This window comes from Aeromonas australiensis, from assembly GCF_000819725.1.
In the GTDB taxonomy this organism is placed as follows: domain Bacteria; phylum Pseudomonadota; class Gammaproteobacteria; order Enterobacterales; family Aeromonadaceae; genus Aeromonas; species Aeromonas australiensis.
Map to the genome: position 1 here is coordinate 1 of NZ_CDDH01000062.1, position 21,822 is coordinate 21,822.

Consider the following 21,822-nt stretch of genomic DNA (forward strand, 5'->3'; position numbering starts at 1 on the left):
TTGCATTGATATCAGGTCGACCTGTGGATGCTGGGGCAAGCCCCATGGTCTGACAATCCCTGCTACGTCTTTGTCAAAGAGGTGGGTGTCCCAGGTCACTCTCTGCTACGTCTTTGTCAAAAAGGTGGGTGTCCCAGGTCACTATCCATATCAGGTCGACCTGTGGATGCTGGGGCAAGCCCCATGGTCTGACAATCCCTGCTACGTCTTTGTCAAAGAGGTGGATGTCCCAGGTCACTCTCGTGTCAAAGAGGTGGATGTCCCAGGTCACTCTCATTTGTCAAAAAGGTGGGTGTCCCAGGTCACTCTAGGTGTCCCAGGTCACTCTATCCCAGGTCCTCAGGTCACTAAAAGAGGTGGATGTCCCAGGTCACTCCAGGTCACTCTCCAGGTCACTCTACCAGGTCACTCTACACGCCATACCCCGACCGGGGCGCCGCCGATCTGCTGGAAGGTGCGAATGCCCCACCAACTGGCCCAAGCCACGGCATGCAGGGCACCCTCATCGGCGGCGGTGCCAGCCTATTCGTCATCGTCCAGGCAAGCGCCGTCGATATTCTTGGCACTCAACTAATTGAGTTGATGCAAAATATTGAAAATAAATAAAAAATGGCAGCCTGGGCTGCCATTTTTATTAACGTCTTATGTCTTATATCGAGTTGGTTCAGGAGGTCTTGGGGTCCGGATCCGGTTCGAATGAGTGGCCGGTTTGCTCGCGCATCAGGTTTACTTCGGCGCGGTTGTCAATCCAGTAGTCTGCGTTCTTGATCCCCAGCTTTTCCGGATGGAATACGGGGTCAACCCCTTGTGCCAGCTGTGCTTCGTAATCCTTCAGGCAGGTAAATGCGGTCTTTTGCAGCAGCAGGATGGCGATGATGTTGAGCCAGGCCATCAGGCCGACCCCGATATCGCCCAGGCCCCAGGCCAGATCCGCCGTTTTGACGGTACCATAGACGGTGGCGGCCATCAGGGCGACCTTCAGCAAGAAGGTGAGCCAGGGGCGATTGATCTTGCGGTTGATAAACGCGATGTTGGTTTCGGCTATGTAGTAGTAGGCCACGATGGTGGTAAAGGCGAAGAAGAACAGCGCGATGGCGACGAAGTAGTTGCCAAAGCCCGGCATCATGCTCTCCATAGCGGTCTGCACATAGCCCGGGCCCGCTGCGATACCGGCAATCCCCGTGTAGATGGCGCCACCGTCCGGCCCTTGCACGTTATAGAGACCGGTGATCAGTAGCATAAAGCCGGTGGCGGAGCAGACGAACAGGGTATCGATATAGACGGAGAACGCCTGCACCAGACCCTGTTTGGCAGGATGGCTCACCGCCGCCGCAGAGGAGGCGTGCGGGCCGGTACCTTGAGCCGCTTCGTTGGAGTAGACCCCACGTTTGACCCCCCACATGATGGCCAGACCCAGAATGGCACCAAAGCCGGCTTCCAGACCGAAGGCGCTCTTCCAGATCAGCAGGATCACGCCCGGCAGCTGGCCGATATTGAGGGCGATGATAACGCAAGCAACGATGATGTAACCCAGCGCCATAAAGGGCACCACTGTACTGGCGAAGGTGGCGATACGCTTGACGCCGCCAAAGATGATAAAGCCGAGCAGCAGCGCCAGAGCGGCGGCGGTAACGTTGGGATCGATATCAAAGGCGGTTTTCAGGCTGGAGCCGATGGAGTTGGCTTGAACGCCAGGCAGCAGCATGCCGCAGGCGAAGATGGTGGCAATGGCGAAGATCCAGGCAAACCAGCTGATACCCAACCCTTTATCGATATAAAACGCCGGGCCGCCACGGTACTCGCCATTGATCTTCTCTTTGTAGACCTGACCCAGGGTGGACTCCACGAAGGCGGAGCTGGCGCCGAGGAAGGCCACCATCCACATCCAGAACAGGGCGCCCGGGCCACCAAAGGTGATGGCGGTGGCGACCCCGGCGATATTACCGGTACCCACCCGGCCCGCCAGGGTCATGGAGAGTGCTTGAAAGGACGATACCCCTGCTGCATTGGCTTTGCCTTTGAACATCAGGTTGATCATTCCTTTCAAGTGACGCAGTTGCAAAAAACGGGTGCGCAGGGAGAAATAAAGACCGACCCCCAGACACAGATAGATGAGCGCAGGGCTCCAGATTATACCATTGATGGCATTGACGATTTCATTCATGTACAACAACTCCTTTGTTGTGTTTGTGGCGCTGTCTTGGCGAGATCTTGGCCTCGCTCTTTGTCACTGTTCTCGGCCCGGTCTGTTAACAATCCACTTAACAAATGAGCACGAGGTTGAGGGGTTAAGCAGAGCGCAAACAAGCGCCATGCATGGGGTGTAACATATCGAGTTGCATCGGTGCTTCCCAGCGAAAAATGTTGTCTTGTTGCAAATTTGTGAATTGACAAGGGTGGGGGGATAATGGCAAGCAGCGTTTTCTGTGAGCAAAAATGAGATCCTCCTTGTTGATCTGCGCCGGACAATGTGACGGGCGTAACACAATGGAAAGCAAACATGAGGCCAACAATGAAAAATGTCCCTGAGACGTTGACGATCCGTCCCCCTGAGGCCGACGACAGCAGCGCTATCGCCCACCTGTTCAGCCAATTGGGGTATCCTGCCGAAGGCGCTGACGTGACGGCGCGCCTGTTGACACCGGATCCCGCGAGCTCGGTGCTGCTCGCCTCCCGGGCCGACAAAGTGGTCGGCGTGCTGGTGTGGCACAAGCTGGCACCGCTGCATGTTGCACCAGCTTGGGGCCTGATCTCGGCGCTGGTTGTCGATGAAGGGGCAAGAGGGGCGGGAGTGGGCGCCGCCTTGCTCAAGGGAGCCGAGCAGATGGCGCGGGCCGCAGGTTGCGCCCAACTGGAGCTCTCCAGCAGTCTCAAGCGCGAGGGGGCCCATCGTTTCTATCTGGCGCAGGATTATCAGGAGCGGCCAAAACGGTTCGTCAAACTGCTGTGAGCTGTTTTTTGTATCAAAAGAAGGAGTAGGCGTGCTGGGATGGTTCAAATGGCTGGGTGGTCGCCCGCAAACGTCCATGAGTGAGGATGAGTTGGCGCTGTGGCGTCAGGCGCTGGCGGCTGTGCCCATCTTGCAAGGGCTCAACGAGGCCGAGCAGACCACCCTTATCGGGTTGGGGCAGCAGCTGCTCAAGCGCAAGACCCTGACCCTGATCGGGGTTGCGCTCAGCCGCCGTCAACAGGCGGTGCTGGCGTTGCAGGCGGCGTTGCCCATCTTGCATCTCGGCCTTGACTGGTATCGCGGTTTTCACGAAATCATCATCATTCCCGAGCCCGTGACCCGGCGCCAGGAGGTGCAGGATGAGTTCGGGCTGGTGAGCGAGATTGAAGAGGAGAACGCCGGCGAATCCTGGCCGCAAGGGCCGCTGGTGCTGGCCTGGAGCGAACTGCAGCAAGATGGTGACTGGGACGGCTTTAATCTGGTGATCCACGAGCTGGCCCACAAACTCGACATGCTGGGCGGTGAGGCGGACGGTGCGCCACCGCTACTTGGGCAGATGAGCAGCCAGCTGTGGCAACAGGCCTTTCAGACCGCCTTCGATGCGCTCTGCCAGCAGCTCGAGCGGGGCGAGGTGACCGATATCGATCCCTATGCGGCCGAACATCCTGCCGAATTTTTTGCCGTCAGCTGCGAGTGTTTCTTTACCGATCCGCGACGGCTGCAGCAGGTTTATCCCTCGGTATACCGGCAACTGAGCCAGTTCTTTAGCCAGGATCCCGCTGTGCGTTTCCCCGCAACCCGCTTGCTGGCGGGGGAGGCGGACGCCGGGTCACTTATCTGAGAACCGATCAGCAAAATGGTTTATTCGAAATAGCAAATAAGGCAACCCGAGGGTAATAGCAGTCAGTGAAACCTGACGGGTATTGTTTTGATTGGCTTTTTGCACACTGTGCTTTGTGGCATTGGCGTCACGCCGCGCGGTGCGGTGCAGGTTGACGTCAACGAGCAGAACGAACAGGCGGTGGACTTCTATCTGAAGATGGAATTCACCGTGACGGGTCGCTCGCCGGGCAAGCTCTATCCGCTGTTGCATATGGCGCTGGCGCCGAACTGATCACACCTGATGAGGCGCAGTACCCATAAACCAACGGGGGATGGCATCAGCCATCCCCCGTTTTTTGATCGTGTTTGTTACTTGCTGGCGACCTTGTTCACCACCTTGACGAGCTGATAACGCAGGGAGGGGGCATCGGCGGGCACGTGGGTGAGCTGCTCCTTGCTGACGGTGAGCTGATAGCGGTAACCCGGCTCGAACTGGAAGCCTTCAATATTTTGGTAGAACAGTGTCCAGGGCTGCAGCTCATCGCTGCGAACTTGCATGCACTGCATCGGGCCAACCCCGACGCAATCGACCAGCTGACTGTTGATATAGAGGGTCTCTTCCTTTGACGGGGTAGGGGCGCTCTGGCAGGCGGTCAGCAGCAAGGCTGCGCTGATAAACAGTGGTTTCATGATGGACTCCTTCAACACGAAAGGGGGCATTAGAGCGGCAAACAAAAAGGCGGTCAATGACCGCCTTTGTAACAAAGTATGTGGAGTCTGGCTTAACGCTGGTCGAGTGGAGTGAAGTCTCGTTGTGGTTGGCCAGTATAGAGCTGACGGGGACGGCCAATTTTTTGATCGGGGTCCGAGTGCATCTCATTCCAATGGGCAATCCAGCCAATGGTACGGGAGATGGCGAAGATCACGGTGAACATGCTCATCGGGATGCCGATCGCCTTCATGATGATGCCGGAGTAGAAGTCCACGTTCGGGTAGAGTTTCTTCTCGATGAAGTAGGGGTCGGAGAGCGCAATGCGCTCCAGCTCCATGGCCACGTCCAGCAGCGGATCCTTGATCTGCAGCTCGGTCAGTACTTCGTGGCAGGTTTCGCGCATCACGGTGGCACGGGGATCGTGGTTCTTGTAGACACGGTGACCGAAGCCCATCAGGCGGAACGGATCGTTCTTGTCCTTGGCGCGGCCGATGTACTCGGGAATGCGATCCACCGAGCCGATCTCTTCCAGCATGCGCAGGCAGGCTTCGTTGGCACCACCGTGGGCCGGTCCCCACAGGGAAGCGATCCCCGCGGCGATACAGGCGAACGGGTTGGCACCGGAGGAGCCAGCCAGACGAACGGTGGAGGTAGAGGCGTTCTGCTCGTGATCCGCATGGAGGGTAAAGATACGATCCATGGCCCGTTCAACGATGGGGTTGACCTTGTACTCTTCGGTCGGCACGCCAAACATCATGTGCAGGAAGTTACCGGCATAGGAGAGGGCGTTACGCGGCTGCATGAACGGCTGGCCGATGGAGTACTTGTAACACATGGCGGCCAGGGTCGGCATCTTGGAGAGCAGACGGAAGGCACAGATCTCGCGATGCTGCTCGTTGTTGATGTCGAGGGCATCGTGATAGAAGGCGGAGAGGGCGCTGACCACACCGCACATGACGGCCATGGGGTGCGCATCGCGACGGAAGCCGCGGAAGAAGAAGGCGATCTGCTCGTGCACCATGGTGTGGCGGGTAACCAGACGTTCGAATTCGGCATATTGGGCCTTGGTTGGCGCTTCGCCGTACAACAGGATATAGCAGACTTCCAGATAGCTGGCCTGGGTGGCCAACTGGGCGATGGGATAACCCCGGTGCAGCAAGACACCCAGATCACCGTCAATGTAGGTAATGGCAGATTTGCAAGAACCGGTGGCCATAAAACCGGGGTCAAAGGTGAAATACCCCTGTGATCCCAATTTTCTGACATCGATGACATCCGGGCCGATGGTGCCGGAGAGGATCGGCAGTTCGACCGGGTCTTTTCCGGGCAGGTGTAGGGTGGCTATCTTATCAGCCATAGCACGTCTCCTTTGCTCTTTATAATTTGGTTCCAGTCCTACTCTATTACGACTTTTATGACGCAGGCAAAGGTTGTTACCCATACCGAAGTGGCTGGAGCGCCTTATTTGAAACAGAGTTCCTTATCAATGTCAATTTTGCTGAAACCCCATTAATGGCATTAATGAAATGTTAAATTAAATATGCGATCAGGTTTGCGCTTTTGTGTTTTCTTTGTAGCTAATTGATTGTCTTCGGTTAAGGGCGCCGATATACTGCGCCACGTGGGTCATGGCTGCGGGTGTTTGAAACGCTTTGGCAAAGCCTGATGTGAAACCGAAAACTCACGTTTTGGCTTTTTCAGAGTGTTTTGGTAACAAAAAACCAACAATCACCATTCCGTGCCCTCAAGAGTGAGTTAAAACAATAACTAACGTGCTCAATGGAGCTGAGTGGGCAAGCGTGAAAAACAAACAGAGACCGGTCAACCTCGACCTACAGACGTTAAGCTTTCCTGTCACTGCCATTGCATCCATCCTGCACCGTGTTTCAGGGGTCATTACCTTTGTTGCACTGGGCATCTTGCTGTGGATGCTTGGTACTTCACTCGCCTCTCCCGAAGGGTTTGCAACCGTGGTTGCCATCATGGACAACTTCCTGGTCAAACTTGTGCTGTGGGGGATCCTGACTGCGCTGGCATACCACATTGTGGGCGGCTTGCGTCATCTGGTCATGGATATGGGCTATTGGGAAGAGCTGGGATCCGGCAATCAGAGCGCCCGCGTGGCCTTCGTGATCACCGCGATCCTGGCTGTATTGGCGGGAGTGCTTGTATGGTAACCAATTCTGCAACCTTCGGGCGCAGCGGCGTTCACGATTACATCCTGATCCGTGCCACCGCCCTCATCATGACCTGTTATGTCCTCTATCTGGTGGGCTTTGTCGCGTTCAACGACATCACCTACGAGGTGTGGGCAGGCTTCTTCGCCAAAACATTCACCAAAGTATTCACCCTGTTGACCCTGCTATGCGTACTGATCCACGCCTGGATTGGTCTGTGGCAGGTGCTGACTGACTATATCAAGCCGGTAGGGCTGCGCGGGGCGCTGCAATTTGCCCTGGTCGTGGTGCTGTTTGTCTATCTGATGACGGGTTTCGTCGTGCTGTGGGGTGTGTAAGGTGACTATTCCAACTCGTGAATTTGATGCGGTGGTGATTGGTGCCGGTGGTGCCGGTATGCGCGCCGCGCTGCAGATTGCCCAGTCCGGCAAGAGCTGCGCGCTGTTGTCCAAGGTTTTTCCAACCCGTTCTCACACGGTGTCCGCCCAGGGCGGCATCACGGTTGCACTGGGCAATGCCCACGATGACAACTGGCAGTGGCACATGTATGACACGGTAAAAGGTTCCGATTACATCGGTGATCAGGAAGCCATCGAGTACATGTGCAAAACCGGCCCCGAGGCCATCTATGAGCTGGAGAACATGGGCTTGCCCTTCTCCCGTTTCGACAACGGGTCTGTCTACCAGCGTCCGTTTGGTGGTCAGTCCAAGAATTTCGGTGGCGAGCAGGCTGCCCGTACCGCGGCGGCGGCCGACCGTACCGGTCACGCTCTGCTGCACACCCTCTATCAGCAGAACGTCAAGAACAAGACCACTGTCTTCTCCGAGTGGTATGCGCTGGATCTGGTGAAAAACCAGGACGGCCATGTGGTGGGTTGTACCGCCATCGATATGGAGAGCGGTGAAGTGGTCTACTTCAAGGCCAAGGCCACCGTGCTGGCGACTGGCGGTGCCGGTCGTATCTACCAGTCCACTACCAATGCCCACATCAACACCGGTGACGGTGTCGGCATGGCGCTGCGTGCCGGCGTCGGCGTGCAGGACATGGAGATGTGGCAGTTCCACCCGACCGGCATCGCCGGGGCAGGGGTGCTGGTGACAGAAGGCTGCCGTGGTGAAGGCGGCTATCTGCTCAATAAAGATGGCGAGCGCTTTATGGAGCGTTATGCGCCGAACGCCAAGGACTTGGCCGGTCGCGACGTGGTGGCCCGCTCCATCATGATCGAGATCCGCGAAGGACGTGGTTGCGACGGTCCCTGGGGCCCGCACATCAAGCTGAAGCTGGATCACCTCGGCAAAGAGGTGCTGGAATCCCGTCTGCCGGGGATCTGCGAGCTATCTCGCACCTTCGCCCACGTGGATCCGGTCAAAGAGCCCATCCCCATCATTCCGACCTGCCACTACATGATGGGCGGCGTGCCGACCAACGTGAATGGCCAGTGCCTGACCCAGGACAAGAACGGCAACGATGTGCCGGTGGTGGGGCTGTTTGCGGTGGGCGAAATTGCCTGCGTCTCGGTGCACGGTGCCAACCGTCTGGGTGGCAACTCCCTGCTGGATCTGGTGGTGTTCGGTCGTGCCGCCGGCATGCATCTGGTCAACACCCTGGGCGAGATGGATCACGGCCGCGATGCTTCCGAGTCGGATCTGGACGCCGCACTGGCCCGCTTCAACCGCTGGGAACATTGCCGTGACGGGGAAGACCCGGTGCAGATCCGCAAAGATCTGCAGCGCTGCATGCAGAACAACTTCTCTGTGTTCCGTGAAGGGGCGGCGATGGCAGAGGGACTTGAAGAGCTCAAGGTGATCCGCGAGCGCCTCAAATCAGCCCGTCTGGATGACACCTCCAAAGAGTTCAACACCCAGCGCATCGAGTGTCTGGAGCTGGACAACCTGATGGAGACGGCGTTTGCCACCGCGGTGGCGGCCAACTTCCGTACCGAGAGCCGGGGCGCCCACTGCCGCTTCGACTTCCCGGATCGCGACGATGAGAACTGGCTGTGCCACAGCCTCTATCATCCGGACACCGAGTCCATGACCCGTCGCGCTGTCAACATGTCACCCAAGACCCGTGAGGCGTTCCCGCCCAAGGTCCGGACTTACTGATTGCGGAGCCAGCCCTATGAACGTCACATTCTCTGTCTACAGATACAATCCGGATGTTGATAACGTCCCCCATATGAAGGATTATCATCTTGATATTCCTGAAGGTTCCGACATGATGGTGCTCGATGCACTGATCCAGTTGAAAGAGCTGGATCCCACACTTGCCTTCCGTCGCTCATGCCGCGAAGGGGTCTGTGGATCTGACGGCATCAACATGAATGGCAAGAACGGTCTTGCCTGCATCACTCCGCTCTCCGATCTCTTGAAGAAGGGCAACAAGGTCGTCATTCGCCCCTTGCCTGGCCTGCCGGTGATCCGCGATCTGGTGATCGACATGACCCAGTTTTACACCCAGTGGGAGAAGGTCAAACCCTTCCTCCTCAACGACGACAAGTTGCCGCCGGTGCGTGAGCACCTGCAATCCCCCGAAGAGCGTGCCAAGCTGGATGGCCTGTACGAGTGTATTCTCTGTGCCTGCTGCTCCACCTCTTGCCCCTCCTTCTGGTGGAACCCCGACAAGTTCATCGGTCCGGCCGGGCTACTCGCCGCCTACCGCTGGCTGGCTGACAGCCGCGACACCGCGACCACCGAGCGACTGGGGAATCTGGACGACGCATTCAGCGTGTTCCGCTGCCATGGCATCATGAACTGCGTGAACGTCTGTCCGAAAGGCTTGAACCCGACCAAGGCGATTGGCCAGATCAAGTCGATGTTGCTCAATCGGGCTGTTTAGTATCAGGGCCGGCCAGGTGCTGGCCCGACCTCTGGATAGCCATCCCACCCGTGGCAGGATGGCTATTTGACCCCTACAAGCTGCGCAGCAGTAACAAGAAGTACAAGGGATAGAAATGCATAACGGCGTGATGAAGGCCTGGTTGGAGTCATCTCACCTGGCTGGTGCGAATGCAAGCTATATCGAGGATTTGTACGAATCCTTCCTAGAGAATCCTGACTCCGTGTCCGATGAGTGGCGCAGCCTGTTTAGCGAGCTGCCCCAGGTCAATGGCCATGGGGTTGAACAACCCCACTCCCAGGTCCGCGATTATTTCCGTCGTCTGGCCAAGGATCCCTCTCGCTACAGTGCCCCCGTCTCCGATCCGCAAGTGGATGCCAAGCAGGTGCGGGTGCTGCAGCTGATCAACGCCTACCGTTTCCGTGGTCATCAGAATGCCAATCTGGACCCGCTGGGCCTGTGGGCCCGTGAAACCGTTGCCGAGCTGGATCCCGCGTTTCACAACCTGCAAGGCGCGGACATGGAGGCCACCTTCAATGTGGGCTCCTACGCCATCGGTCGCGAGACCATGGTGCTCTCCGATCTCTATGCCTCGCTGAGGAAGACCTATTGCGGCAGTATTGGCGCCGACTACATGCACCTCACCTCCACGGAAGAGAAGCGCTGGCTGCAACAGCGTCTCGAATCCATTGAAGGGAAGGGGAGCTACACCCTCGAAGAGAAGACCCGTTTTCTGGATAACCTGACTGCTGCCGAAGGGCTGGAGAAATATCTGGGTGCCAAGTTCCCGGGAGCCAAGCGCTTCTCGCTGGAAGGTGGCGATGCCATGATCCCCATGCTGAAAGAGTTGATCCGTCGCGCTGGGGAGCAGGGCTGCAAAGAGGCGGTGATCGGCATGGCCCACCGCGGCCGTCTCAACGTGCTGATCAACGTGCTCGGTAAACGGCCGCAGGACTTGTTCGACGAGTTTGCCGGCAAGCATGGCGAATCCTGGGGTACCGGCGATGTGAAGTACCACATGGGCTTCTCCTCCGACTTCGCCACCCCGGGTGGCAACGTCCACCTGGCGCTCGCGTTCAACCCCTCTCACCTCGAAATCGTCAACCCTGTGGTCATCGGCTCGGTCCGTGCCCGGATGGATCGTCGCGGTGACAAGGATGGTTCCAGCGTGCTGCCCATCACCATTCACGGTGATTCGGCCATGGCCGGTCAGGGGGTGGTGGCCGAGACCTTCAACATGTCCCAGACCCGCGCCTATGGCGTGGGCGGGACAGTGCGCATCGTCATCAACAACCAGGTCGGTTTCACCACCTCCTATATCCGTGACCTGCGCTCCACCGAATATTGCACCGACATCGCCAAGGCGGTGCAGGCGCCGGTGCTGCACGTCAACGGGGATGATGCGGAAGCCGTGGTGCTGGTGACCCAGATTGCACTGGATTACCGCAACACCTTCAAACGCGACGTGGTGATCGAACTGGTCTGCTACCGTCGTCACGGTCACAACGAAGCGGACGAGCCGAGCGCCACCCAGCCATTGATGTACCAGAAGATCAAGCAGCACCCGACTCCGCGCAAGATCTACGCCGATCAGCTGGTGGCCGAGGGGAGCCTCGCTCAGGAGCGGGCGACCGAACTGGTCAACGAGTATCGCGAAGCGCTGGATCGCGGCGAGCGGGTGAGCAAAGAGTGGCGGCCGATGGAGCTGCACTCCGTCGACTGGACGCCGTATCTGGGCCACGACTGGAACATGGCCTATGAGAGTGCCGTGCCAATGGATCACCTCAAGAGCCTCGGCGAGCGGGTGAGCCAGTATCCGGCCACCCACGTGCTGCAGCGTCAGGTCGAGAAGATTTACGAAGACCGCCGTCTGATGGCCGCTGGCGAGAAGCTGGTGGATTGGGGCTTTGCCGAGACCCTGGCCTACGCCACCCTGGTGGACAAGGGGGCCCGCATCCGCTTTACCGGTGAAGACTCCGGCCGTGGCACCTTCTTCCACCGCCACGCCGTGCTCCACAGCCAGACCGATGCCAGCACCTATACCCCGCTGTGCCACCTGCACGACGAACAGGGCCCGTTCGAGGTGTATGACTCTGTGCTGACCGAGAACGCGGTTCTGGCCTTTGAATATGGCTACGCCAGCGCCGAGCCGGCTGGCCTCACCATCTGGGAAGCCCAGTTTGGTGACTTCGCCAACTGTGCCCAGGTAGTGGTGGATCAGTTCCTCTCCTCCGGCGAGCAGAAGTGGGGCCGGATGTGTGGCCTGACCATGCTGCTGCCACACGGTTACGAAGGGCAGGGGCCGGAGCACTCCTCCGCCCGTCTGGAGCGTTATCTGCAGATGTGCGCCCAGCACAACATGCAGGTGTGCGTGCCCTCTACCCCGGCGCAGGTGTTCCATATGCTGCGTCGTCAGGTGGTACGCCCGATGCGCCGTCCGCTCATCGTCATGACGCCTAAATCCCTGCTGCGCCACCCGCTGGCGGTGAGCAAGCTCGAAGAGCTGGCGGAAGGTACTTTCCAGAACGCCATCGGCGAGATTGACGCGCTGGATCCGAAAGCGGTCAAGCGTGTGGTGTTCTGCTCCGGCAAGGTCTACTACGACCTGCTCGATGCCCGTCGCAAGGCCGAGCAGCAAGATGTGGCACTGGTACGAATTGAGCAGCTCTACCCCTTCCCGGAAGAGGAAGTGCGCGCCATTCTGGCCGATTACAGCCATGTCACCGACTTTGTCTGGTGTCAGGAAGAGCCGCAGAACCAGGGCGCCTGGTACTGCACCCGTCACCACTACGATGGCGTGCTGCCAGCCGGAGCTACCCTGCGTTATGCCGGTCGCCCTGCGTCCGCCTCACCGGCCGTCGGTTACATGTCTGTCCACGCCAAGCAGCAAAAAGCCTTGGTGGAAGATGCGCTGACCCTGGAATAAACCCGTTGCAAAGGAGAGGGTACGCCGTTGTGCCGACCCTCTCCGACTCTGGAATAAGCCTGCTGGCCAAGAAGTAACAAGGAACTGATTAGATGACTATCGAGATCAAGGTACCGGATCTGCCGGAATCAGTGGCCGATGCCACTATCGCCACCTGGCACAAAAAACCGGGTGATCTGGTCGCCCGTGACGAAGTGCTGGTCGACATCGAGACCGACAAGGTGGTGCTGGAAGTGCCGGCACCGCAAGCCGGTGTGCTGGGGGAGATCCTGCAAGGGGAAGGGGCGACCGTGTTGTCCCGTCAACTGATTGCCATCCTCACCGCCGCTCCGGTGGCCGGTGAAGAGACCAAAGAGAAACCCGCTGAAGCGGTGGCCGATGATGGTGCCGATGGCTTGAGCCCCTCGGTGCGCCGCCTGATTGGCGAGCACGACATCGACGTGACCAAGCTGACCGGTACCGGCAAGGGCGGTCGCATCACCAAGGATGATGTGGAAGCCTTCATCAAGGCCAAGAGCCAGCCTGCGGCAGCCGCACCGGTCGCAACTGCAGCCCCGGCAGCCAAGGTTGCCCCGCTGGGTGGTCGCACCGACAAGCGGGTACCGATGACCCGTCTGCGCAAGCGCATTGCCGAGCGTCTGCTGGAAGCGAAAAACACCACCGCCATGCTGACCACCTTCAACGAGGTCAACATGAAGCCCATCATGGATCTGCGCAAGCAGTACGGCGAGATCTTCGAGAAGAAGCACGGCATCAAGCTCGGCTTTATGTCCTTCTACGTGAAGGCGGTAGTGGAGTCCCTCAAGCGCTATCCGGAAGTGAACGCGGCACTCGATGGTGATGACGTGGTTTACCACAACTACTTCGACGTCAGCATCGCCGTCTCGACCCCCCGTGGTCTGGTGACGCCGGTGCTGCGCGACTGCGACAACATGAGCCTGGCGGACATCGAGAAGGCCATCAAGGATCTGGCGGGCAAGGGCCGTGACGGCAAGCTGACCGTGGATGAACTGACTGGCGGCAACTTCACCATCACCAACGGTGGCGTGTTCGGCTCCCTGATGTCCACCCCGATCATCAACCCGCCCCAGAGCGCCATTCTGGGCATGCACAAGATCCAGGATCGCCCGATGGCCGTTGACGGCAAGGTCGAGATCCTGCCGATGATGTATCTGGCGCTCTCCTACGATCACCGTCTCATCGATGGACGCGAATCGGTAGGCTTCCTGGTCTCCGTCAAGGAGCTGCTGGAAGACCCGACCCGTCTGTTGCTGGACGTCTAAGCCTGTGGCACCCGGGCAAGGGGTTTGCGCCCCGAGCTGAGTGTGCTGCTGGACGTTTGAGTAATACCCGAGCGATTGAAAGATAACGAGGGGCCGCCTAGGCCCCCATTCACAGGGGATTGAGAAACACCAGCCCCGGACGGAAATACCTACAACACGGATAGAGCATCTATGAATCTGCATGAATATCAGGCAAAACAGCTGTTTGCCGAGTATGGCCTGCCGGTCTCCGAAGGTTATGCCTGTGCTACCCCACAAGAAGCGGCCGAAGCGGCCGACAAGATTGGCGGCAATACCTGGGTCGTCAAATGCCAGGTACACGCCGGTGGCCGCGGTAAAGCGGGCGGCGTGAAAGTGGCCAAGAGCAAGGATGAGATCCGTGCTTTTGCCCAAAACTGGCTTGGCAAAAATCTGGTGACCTACCAGACCGACGCCAACGGCCAGCCGGTCACCAAGATCCTGGTGGAATCTTGCACCGACATCGCCAAAGAGCTCTACCTGGGCGCCGTGGTTGACCGTGGTTCGCGCCGCGTGGTCTTCATGGCCTCGACTGAAGGTGGCGTGGATATCGAGAAGATCGCCCACGAAACCCCCCATCTGATCCACAAGGCGGCCATCGATCCGCTGGTGGGTCCGCAGGCTTATCAGGCCCGCGAACTGGCCTTCAAACTGGGTCTGGTCGGCGATCAGATCAAACAGTTCACCAAGATCTTCATGGGTCTGGGCCAGATGTTCCTGGATTGCGATTTCGCGCTGCTGGAGATCAACCCGCTGGTGATCACCGCGCAGGGCAACCTGCACTGCCTGGATGGCAAGATCAATATCGACGCCAACGCACTGTATCGTCAGCCCAAGCTGCGCGAGATGCACGACCCGTCACAAGATGACCCCCGCGAAGCGCACGCCGCCCAGTGGGAGCTCAACTATGTGGCCCTCGATGGCAACATCGGCTGCATGGTCAACGGCGCGGGTCTGGCCATGGGCACCATGGACATCGTCAACCTGCACGGCGGCAAGCCGGCCAACTTCCTTGACGTCGGCGGCGGCGCCACCAAGGAGCGCGTAACAGAGGCGTTCAAGATCATCCTCTCCGACAGCAACGTCAAAGCGGTGCTGGTCAACATCTTCGGCGGCATCGTGCGCTGCGACATGATCGCGGAAGGCATTATCGGTGCGGTCAAGGAAGTGGGGGTCAAGGTGCCCGTCGTGGTCCGTCTGGAAGGCAACAACGCCGAGCTGGGTGGTATCAAGCTGGCCGAGAGCGGCCTCAACATCATTGCGGCCAAGAGTCTGACCGATGCCGCGCAGCAAGTCGTCAAAGCAGCGGAGGCCAACTGATGAGCGTACTGATCAACAAGGACACCCGAGTCATCTGCCAGGGTTTTACCGGCGGTCAGGGTACTTTCCACTCCGAGCAGGCGCTCTCCTACGGCACCCAGCTGGTGGGCGGCGTCTCCCCGGGCAAGGGCGGCACCACCCATCTGGGCCTGCCGGTATTCAACACCGTCCGTGACGCGGTCGAAGCGACCGGCGCCACCGCCACCGTCATCTATGTTCCGGCACCGTTCTGCAAGGACGCGATCCTGGAAGCGATCGACGCGGGCATCAAGCTCATCGTCACCATCACCGAAGGCATCCCGACGCTGGATATGCTGGACGTCAAAGTGAAGCTGCAAGAGACCGGCGTGCGGATGATCGGCCCCAACTGCCCGGGTGTGATCACCCCGGGTGAGTGCAAGATCGGCATCATGCCGGGCCACATTCACAAACCGGGCAAGGTGGGCATCGTCTCCCGCTCCGGCACCCTGACCTACGAAGCGGTCAAGCAGACCACTGACGAGGGCTTTGGCCAGTCCACCTGCGTCGGTATCGGTGGCGACCCCATTCCGGGCTCCAACTTTATCGACATTCTGGAGATGTTCCAGAACGACCCGCAGACCGAAGCGATCGTGATGATCGGCGAGATCGGCGGCAACGCCGAGGAAGACGCGGCCGCCTATATCAAGGCCCACGTCACCAAGCCGGTGGTCTCCTATATCGCCGGTGTTACTGCCCCTCCCGGCAAGCGGATGGGCCATGCTGGCGCCATCATCTCCGGTGGCAAGGGTACCGCCGCCGAGAAGTTTGCCGCCCTGGAAGATGCTGGCGTGAAAACCGTCCGGTCGCTTGCCGATATCGGCAAAGCCCTGCGTGAAGTGACCGGCTGGTAATTCTGTTTAGCCCGTTATCTCTAATCAAAAGCCGCCCGATGGGCGGCTTTTTGGTTCCTGATGAATTGACCTCATTATTATCCATTCTCGCGAATTTAAGTATGTTTTGTACCTTGGCAAAGAGGCAGGGCATCCGCATGAATGCTCGTTAATTAACCACCGAGGCAAATCCAGCCAATAAAACCCGCTCTAAAAATGCCGGATTCATCATGCAGCGTTTCTGTTTCATCGGAATGCTTATCTTCGTTTCTTCTGCTCGTAGCATGTTGAGAACCATATGCCGCAGACCCGCTAGATTTTCCGCTGCATTGTCACGGTAAATCTGGCACGCATCTTCGCGAAGGCTTACATCCAAAATCCAGTGCATCGATTCAATGCCCCAATGTGCTCGAACTGCGTCACCAGCTTCACTTGAGGTTAATTCCTTCGAACAAATGTAATAGCGCTGCTCCAGGTTGATGGATTTTCCTTTTTCTGCACGGAAGTACTCCACCATGACGATGCTTTTGAGCCCAGGCCAACCTGAGAAATCCCCGATTAATTCATTGGCATCCAGTACATGGCTCGTGCGTAACTCTACTCGACCACGCTGTAATTTGAGCACATCATGGGCTTCAAGCGCAGCTTTCCGCTGAAGTGCAAATGCGGCCTTTATCGCATCAGACAGTTTGCCCTGGTTGCCTTTCACTGCCAGCAGATAGTCAGCCCCTTGCTCTAAAATCGTTTTGGCAATGTTGGTCTGACAGGCCATCGCATCAATGGTCACCAGCGCTCCACGCAACTCGAGCATCTTTATTAATGCAGGGATCGCGGTGATCTCGTTGCTTTTGGCATCGGTTTTAAGCTGCCCGAGCACCAGTTGGTTGGCACTGGCATATGCACTTATCATGTGGATTGTGCTGCCGCGAGCACTGCGATTGTAAGAACACTCGCAGTGTCTTGCCATCAATGGCTACTACCTCGCCTTGCGTTAGCTTGTGTACCGATCGCATCCAATTGAGGAAGCACTCCTGAAATGCCTCTGGCTTAATGCTTGAAATCAAACGGGCAAAGGTGTCATCCACCGGTACGCCATTTTCAAACAACCTGTGTTTCAGAAACCATTCGTGATGCCCCATCACATATTCACGGATGTCAGTCCAGCCGCGACCTCCGGCCATGATGGCGCACAAACTGCCGAATAAGACATCAAATAGCGGATAGTCGACTTTGGCGCTTTGCCTATCATCGTGGATCAGGATGAAATGTTCCTTGATGCTGTCGATATCCATGCTTATGTCCTCAAAAAGTGAGCATAAGGTCACACCACGATCTTCGGAGTCAACAACTGGAGACATTTGAACAAAAAACATTCATGATCTTGCCCTGGGCAAAGAGGATATATGGAAATTTCATTGCTTGCAGATCATCCGCATCATATATCGACGATAGTCGGCTGGTATTTTGATGAATGGGCCTCTCATGTGCCCGGCGTTACGAAAGAGATGGTACGTAAAAAGGTTGAAGTGACAGCCTTTAATAGAGCATTCCCATTTAGTTTAGTGGCGCATGACGATAGAGAACTGGTTGGAACATTGGAGCTGAAAATCCAGGAAAATAAAAATTACCCGGAATATGAGTTTTGGATTGGTGGTATCTATGTTCCTGCAGTGCATCGCAGGAAAGGTATCGCCAAAAAAATGATCAATGTCGCCAGGAATATGGCCGTTTCCCGTGGTGTTGCGACACTGTACTTGCAGTGTGAAACACATAACGTGGATTTCTATCGTGAGCAAGGTTTCAACGCAATACATAAATCAACCCACGGTCACTGGGAAACAACCATCATGGTATGGCACGTGGCTGTATAAAAATGGTTGAAAAGGTAGGTTGGTGCTGAACGAAGTGAAGCCCAACGTTTACCGTGAAATACGCCAGTCTATTTGTTTAAGGCTTCGCCATATCAGTGTTTATTCCGCGCAGGTTGGCGCAATCATGCTCGCCTGTTGGGCTTCGCTACGCTCTGCGCCAACCTACAAGTCACGCTATTTCAATCCTGCCGCCGCTGGGGCCAATCAGCTAATAAAGAGTCATCTCGTATGTTGGGCTAAAAAGGTAGGTTGGTGCTGAACGAAGTGAAGCCCAACGTTTACCGTGAAATACGCCAGTCTATTTGTTTAAGGCTTCGCCATATCAGTGTTTATTCCGCGCAGGTTGGCGTAATCATGCTCGCTTGTTGGGCTTCGCTACGCTCTGCGCCAACCTACAAATCACGCTATGTCAATCCTGCCGCCGCTGGGGCCAATCAGCTAATAAAGAGTCAGGGTATGCAATGGACGAGTTGTCCAACAAAATCGACGACCAATGTCGGGGACGGTTGTATAGGGGACAGCCTTGGGTTCCCTTGTTTTTTTCGTTATGGTATGACCTTATTTTGGAGGTGTCATGAATCAGACCATCGATCTTATCCTTTCTCATCGCTCCATTCGTCAGTTCACGGCCGAGCCGGTCTCCCCGCAACAGCTGGGTGCCATCCTCGCCGCTGCCCAGTCTGCCTCGACTTCGAGCTTTTTGCAGGTGACCAGTATTGTGCGAGTGAGCAGATCCGAGGCGCGCCAGCAGCTGGCCATGCTGGCGGGCAATCAACCCTATGTGGTGCAGGCTGCTGAGTTTTTGGTGTTCTGCGCCGATTACCATCGTCACAGCCAGATTGTGCTCGAGGCCCAGACCGGCTACGCGGAGCAACTGCTGATCGGCGCCATCGATGGCGCCCTGATGGCGCAAAATGCCTTGCTGGCGGCACAGTCGCTGGGGCTGGGGGGGGTCTATATCGGCGGTATTCGCAATCATCCAGCGGAGGTGAGTGAGCTGCTGGGCTTGCCCCATCAGGTGATCCCGCTGTTTGGCCTCTGCCTTGGCCATCCTGCCCAGCAGCCTGAGCAGAAACCCCGGCTGCCCAGGGGATTGGTGGTGCATCAGGAGCGCTACCAGCACGATCTGGATCGCGACTTGCTGGCCCGGTACGATCAGCAGATCGCGGACTACTATCAGGCCCGCAGCAGTAACAACAAACAGCAGACCTGGAGTGGCCAGATCCGCGCCATTCTGGGCAAGGAGTCCCGTCCTTTTATGCTGGGTTTCCTGCAATCACGGGGCTTTAACCTCAAGTAATGGCGCTGATGGGCGATACTATGGGGAGGCGACCTCATAGTCATCGTCCCCTGATCCTGCAATCTCTCCCTGAGACCGGGGGCACAGCTTGGTGAGAAATCGTGGGCAAAGGGGGATCTGCAGGCTACCTTAAGTGGGTAAGCTGTTGTAGGATCACGCAATTGGATAGGAACAGGGGTTTGGATATCCTATGATTTTAACTTTGGTATTGCTGTCTATTGGCGCACTCCTGTTTTTGGTTATCGCCTATAACGTGGTGCAGCAATATAAGCAGAAAGCGGAGGCGGACAAGCGTCAGTCGGTTGCCAAACACAAGACAGTGGCGGATGAGACTGAAGAGGTGCTGCTGAACGTCAATCTGGTGCCTTTCTCCAAGAATATGGTGTTGCTGTTGCAGCACCGGATCCTAGATGCCTATCGTGCCATTGCCCAGGTGATGCCCAACAACCAGGTCAAGCAGCGTATTACCGATGTGCAGATCCAGATCAAGAATGTACAGGAGAACTACAGTACGCAGGATGAGGGGCAGTTCAAGACCCCGGAGTCCGATCGTCAGGCGATCCAGATGCTGCAGCTGGTCAAGAAGCTGCGAGCCGTGCTGCGGGTGGAGCACAACAAGGGCAAGATTGACCCTCAGGGGTTTGCCCAGGAAGAGCGCCGTCTTGAGTTGATGCAGCTGAAAATCAACATCTCAAACCTGGTCAAGCGGGCGATGGATGCCCGCATTCAGGGTCAATATGGCACCTGCCGCCAACTCTATACCAAGGGGTTGTCGGCGCTGGCGAATGTTGCTGACAAGGATCCCTATCTGCTGGCCCGCGAAGAGGATATGCGCCAGGGTCTCAATGAGCTTGAAGAGCTGCAGCAGCAGAATAGTGCGCAGGATCTGCAAAACATCAAGGACAAAGAGACCGATGAGCTCGATGTCCTGTTTCAACCCAAGAAAAAATGGTAAGCATGTCTCATCCACTCGATTCCACACTGGGGCCAATGGCCCCATTTGTTTCTCAGCTGTTGGCGGAACTGGCCGCTACTGGCGTCACAATTTCCCGGCCAACGGTCGATCACCTCTGTTATCGGTCGGCCACCTTGCAGGAGTACCGCGCGCTATGCGCAGTGCTGGCCGAAGCGGGCACCTTACTGGTGGAGGGGATGATTGGCGGTCGTCCTATCGCTACTTATCAGTTGCATCAACCACTGCAGGTTGATGAGGTACAGGTCCCCTGTATCGAACTGGCTGCGCCGAAACCCGGTCGTGTTCATCAGGCGGGACTGGAGCATATCGAGCTGGTGGTCACCTCACTGCAGGATCTGGTCGCGCGCTATCCAGAGCTGCCATTCAAAACCGGTAACATGCAAGATACCCGCAATCCCGATATCGGCCTGATGTTACCCTCCGGTCAGATCAAGTTTCATCTGCGCCCTCTGGCAGAGGTGATCGCCGAAGAGGTGTCGACCGGTGCTGTGGTCGCAGTGCCTGCGGATTATGTTGAGCAGGATTGATTGTACACACGATGCGGTGCGAGCCAGACAGGCTCTTGAATAAGGCAGCAAAAGAGGTTGCCGGAGTGTAATGCCAGTCAGTTAAGCCTGACTGGCATTGTTTTTATTGGTTGTTGCACCCTGAGCGTCTGTGGCCCTGGCTTCACACAGCGGGGTAACTCCTCCCGTCGTTCCAGTAGTACACACTGCCCCGCCTGCTGCCGCGCTATGCTTTTGTCCCCGCGTTCTTGGCGGGTTGGCTGGAAGGTGCTGGGGCGACAAAGGGGAGATTGTTGATCACTGGGCAAGAGGGTATCGAGCTGATTAACCTGCCGGGTCATGGGGATGTCGCGAAAGATGGTCATGCCGGTGATGGTCCAGACCAGAGACCCATGGAGATGTGGTGACGAGACAGGGTCACCACATCCTCTTCGGCGAGCAGGGGGGTGATTAACTCGGGGAGCATGAGGTCGGCGAGTGTCTCAAAGCGGGCGGTATTACTGGTATAAAGGAGGATGAGGGCCTGCTCGATGCGCATAAAAAATCCGAAACCAATCAACTGGTTTCGGATTTTTACTGATCAGAAGGGTCAATCAATGGATCCTTAACTGACCTGTATTAAGCCCGAAGGTGCCTGTTCACAATCTGAATGGCTTGCCTATCAGGCAGCGGCTTTCAGCTGTACGGCGGCGGCTTTCTTGTGATCGCCGATCGGCATCACGGTGCGGCCGAACTGCTCGTTGATCACGGTGGCCATGGCCAGGTAGATGGCGCTGGCGCCACAGATGATGCCTTCGAAACCGGCGATGGTGCCGATAAGTTCGCTGCCGGTGAAGTCACGGGCGGCCAGCAGGAAGAACAGCACGGTCAGGGAGGCGAACACGAACTGCTTGGCGCGCGGGTAGTTGATGGTGCCAACCAGCATGAACAGGGTGAACATGCCCCACATCAGCAGATACCAACCCATGTAGGCGTGCGGCGTGGCTTCGGCCAGACCCATGGTCGGCATGATCAGCAGGAACACCAGGCTCAGCCAGAACAGGCCGTAGGAGGTGAACGCGGTTACACCGAAGGTGTTGCCACGCTTGTACTCCATGATGCCAGCAATGATCTGGGCGATGCCGCCGTAGCACAGGCCCATCGCCAGGATCATGGCGCTGATGGGGAAGAAACCTGCGTTATGGATGTTCAGCAGGATGGTGGTCATACCGAAACCCATCAGACCCAGAGGGGCAGGGTTGGCCAATTTTTCGCTCACGTGGCGTTCTCCA

20 protein-coding genes and 2 pseudogenes are annotated in these 21,822 nt (G+C 57.2%); 16 read left to right on the plus strand and 6 right to left on the minus strand.

Going from position 1 to position 21,822, the window contains the following annotated elements:
* Positions 1-360 precede the first annotated feature (360 nt).
* Positions 361-606 carry a hypothetical protein gene (locus BN1117_RS19660; protein ID WP_167334825.1) on the plus strand — a complete coding sequence of 82 codons (246 nt, stop codon included), beginning with the start codon at positions 361-363 and terminating at the stop codon, positions 604-606.
* A 58-nt stretch (positions 607-664) separates the two neighbouring features.
* On the opposite strand, the gene BN1117_RS09660 is transcribed toward BN1117_RS19660, so the two are convergent.
* Complete coding sequence (locus tag BN1117_RS09660; RefSeq protein ID WP_040096890.1) at positions 665-2,164, minus strand: alanine/glycine:cation symporter family protein; 1,500 nt, start codon at positions 2,162-2,164, stop codon at positions 665-667.
* 348 nt (positions 2,165-2,512) lie between these two features.
* Between BN1117_RS09660 and BN1117_RS09665 the strand changes: the two genes are divergently transcribed.
* The 3 genes from BN1117_RS09665 (at position 2,513) to BN1117_RS09675 (ending at position 4,064) form a co-directional block, all read left to right on the plus strand.
* Positions 2,513-2,950 (plus strand): GNAT family N-acetyltransferase, encoded by a 438-nt coding sequence (locus tag BN1117_RS09665; RefSeq protein WP_040096891.1) that lies wholly within the window; start codon positions 2,513-2,515, stop codon positions 2,948-2,950.
* A 76-nt stretch (positions 2,951-3,026) separates the two neighbouring features.
* Entirely contained in the window at positions 3,027-3,791 is a 765-nt protein-coding gene (locus tag BN1117_RS09670) for a M90 family metallopeptidase (RefSeq protein WP_052441497.1), read from the plus strand.
* Positions 3,792-3,890: 99 nt separating this feature from the next.
* A complete protein-coding gene (locus BN1117_RS09675; RefSeq protein ID WP_425283262.1) occupies positions 3,891-4,064 on the plus strand; it encodes a GNAT family protein in 174 nt (57 codons plus the stop codon).
* A 77-nt stretch (positions 4,065-4,141) separates the two neighbouring features.
* On the opposite strand, the gene BN1117_RS09680 is transcribed toward BN1117_RS09675, so the two are convergent.
* Both BN1117_RS09680 and BN1117_RS09685 read right to left on the minus strand, forming a co-directional pair.
* Complete coding sequence (locus BN1117_RS09680; RefSeq protein WP_040096895.1) at positions 4,142-4,462, minus strand: DUF4377 domain-containing protein; 321 nt, start codon at positions 4,460-4,462, stop codon at positions 4,142-4,144.
* 92 nt (positions 4,463-4,554) lie between these two features.
* On the minus strand, positions 4,555-5,841 hold the full coding sequence (locus tag BN1117_RS09685) for a citrate synthase (protein ID WP_040096896.1): 1,287 nt from the start codon (positions 5,839-5,841) through the stop codon (positions 4,555-4,557).
* Between the two features lie 442 nt (positions 5,842-6,283).
* On the opposite strand from BN1117_RS09685, the gene sdhC reads away from it, so the two are divergent.
* From sdhC to sucD, 8 genes are all read left to right on the plus strand, one after another.
* Positions 6,284-6,661, plus strand: a complete 378-nt coding sequence (gene sdhC / locus BN1117_RS09690; RefSeq protein ID WP_040096898.1) for a succinate dehydrogenase cytochrome b556 subunit — start codon at positions 6,284-6,286, stop codon at positions 6,659-6,661.
* On the plus strand, positions 6,655-6,999 hold the full coding sequence (gene sdhD / locus BN1117_RS09695; RefSeq protein WP_005333558.1) for a succinate dehydrogenase, hydrophobic membrane anchor protein: 345 nt from the start codon (positions 6,655-6,657) through the stop codon (positions 6,997-6,999). Before sdhC ends, sdhD begins: the two co-directional genes overlap by 7 nt.
* 1 nt (position 7,000) lies before the next feature.
* On the plus strand, positions 7,001-8,767 hold the full coding sequence (gene sdhA / locus BN1117_RS09700; RefSeq protein WP_040096900.1) for a succinate dehydrogenase flavoprotein subunit: 1,767 nt from the start codon (positions 7,001-7,003) through the stop codon (positions 8,765-8,767).
* A gap of 16 nt (positions 8,768-8,783) precedes the next feature.
* Positions 8,784-9,500, plus strand: coding sequence for a succinate dehydrogenase iron-sulfur subunit (locus BN1117_RS09705; RefSeq protein ID WP_040096901.1), 717 nt, complete (start codon positions 8,784-8,786; stop codon positions 9,498-9,500).
* Between the two features lie 115 nt (positions 9,501-9,615).
* Positions 9,616-12,426 (plus strand): 2-oxoglutarate dehydrogenase E1 component, encoded by a 2,811-nt coding sequence (sucA, locus tag BN1117_RS09710; protein ID WP_040096903.1) that lies wholly within the window; start codon positions 9,616-9,618, stop codon positions 12,424-12,426.
* Between the two features lie 92 nt (positions 12,427-12,518).
* Positions 12,519-13,709: a 2-oxoglutarate dehydrogenase complex dihydrolipoyllysine-residue succinyltransferase gene (gene odhB, locus BN1117_RS09715; protein ID WP_040096905.1), complete on the plus strand. Its 1,191-nt coding sequence runs from the start codon at positions 12,519-12,521 to the stop codon at positions 13,707-13,709.
* Between the two features lie 171 nt (positions 13,710-13,880).
* Entirely contained in the window at positions 13,881-15,047 is a 1,167-nt protein-coding gene (gene sucC, locus BN1117_RS09720; protein ID WP_005361097.1) for an ADP-forming succinate--CoA ligase subunit beta, read from the plus strand.
* Positions 15,047-15,919 carry a succinate--CoA ligase subunit alpha gene (gene sucD / locus BN1117_RS09725; RefSeq protein WP_005346088.1) on the plus strand — a complete coding sequence of 291 codons (873 nt, stop codon included), beginning with the start codon at positions 15,047-15,049 and terminating at the stop codon, positions 15,917-15,919. Before sucC ends, sucD begins: the two co-directional genes overlap by 1 nt.
* Before the next feature lie 148 nt (positions 15,920-16,067).
* Here the strand turns inward: sucD and BN1117_RS09730 are convergent.
* A pseudogene (locus BN1117_RS09730) lies at positions 16,068-17,190 on the minus strand (ISAs1 family transposase).
* A 111-nt stretch (positions 17,191-17,301) separates the two neighbouring features.
* Between BN1117_RS09730 and BN1117_RS09735 the strand changes: the two are divergent.
* The 4 genes from BN1117_RS09735 (at position 17,302) to BN1117_RS09750 (ending at position 20,572) form a co-directional block, all read left to right on the plus strand.
* Positions 17,302-17,769 (plus strand): GNAT family N-acetyltransferase, encoded by a 468-nt coding sequence (locus BN1117_RS09735; RefSeq protein WP_040096907.1) that lies wholly within the window; start codon positions 17,302-17,304, stop codon positions 17,767-17,769.
* A gap of 574 nt (positions 17,770-18,343) precedes the next feature.
* The gene (nfsA, locus tag BN1117_RS09740) at positions 18,344-19,069 is read left to right on the plus strand and encodes an oxygen-insensitive NADPH nitroreductase (RefSeq protein WP_040096909.1); all 726 of its coding nucleotides are present in this window, start codon (positions 18,344-18,346) and stop codon (positions 19,067-19,069) included.
* A gap of 190 nt (positions 19,070-19,259) precedes the next feature.
* Positions 19,260-20,024 (plus strand): hypothetical protein, encoded by a 765-nt coding sequence (locus BN1117_RS09745; protein ID WP_040096910.1) that lies wholly within the window; start codon positions 19,260-19,262, stop codon positions 20,022-20,024.
* The gene (locus BN1117_RS09750) at positions 20,018-20,572 is read left to right on the plus strand and encodes a VOC family protein (RefSeq protein ID WP_040096912.1); all 555 of its coding nucleotides are present in this window, start codon (positions 20,018-20,020) and stop codon (positions 20,570-20,572) included. Before BN1117_RS09745 ends, BN1117_RS09750 begins: the two co-directional genes overlap by 7 nt.
* A 200-nt stretch (positions 20,573-20,772) precedes the next feature.
* Here BN1117_RS09750 and BN1117_RS19860 read toward each other — a convergent pair.
* Positions 20,773-21,089, minus strand: a pseudogene (locus tag BN1117_RS19860) (transposase domain-containing protein); the annotation flags it as partial.
* 123 nt (positions 21,090-21,212) lie between these two features.
* Positions 21,213-21,809 (minus strand): acetate uptake transporter, encoded by a 597-nt coding sequence (locus BN1117_RS09755; RefSeq protein ID WP_040096914.1) that lies wholly within the window; start codon positions 21,807-21,809, stop codon positions 21,213-21,215.
* Positions 21,810-21,822 lie beyond the last annotated feature (13 nt).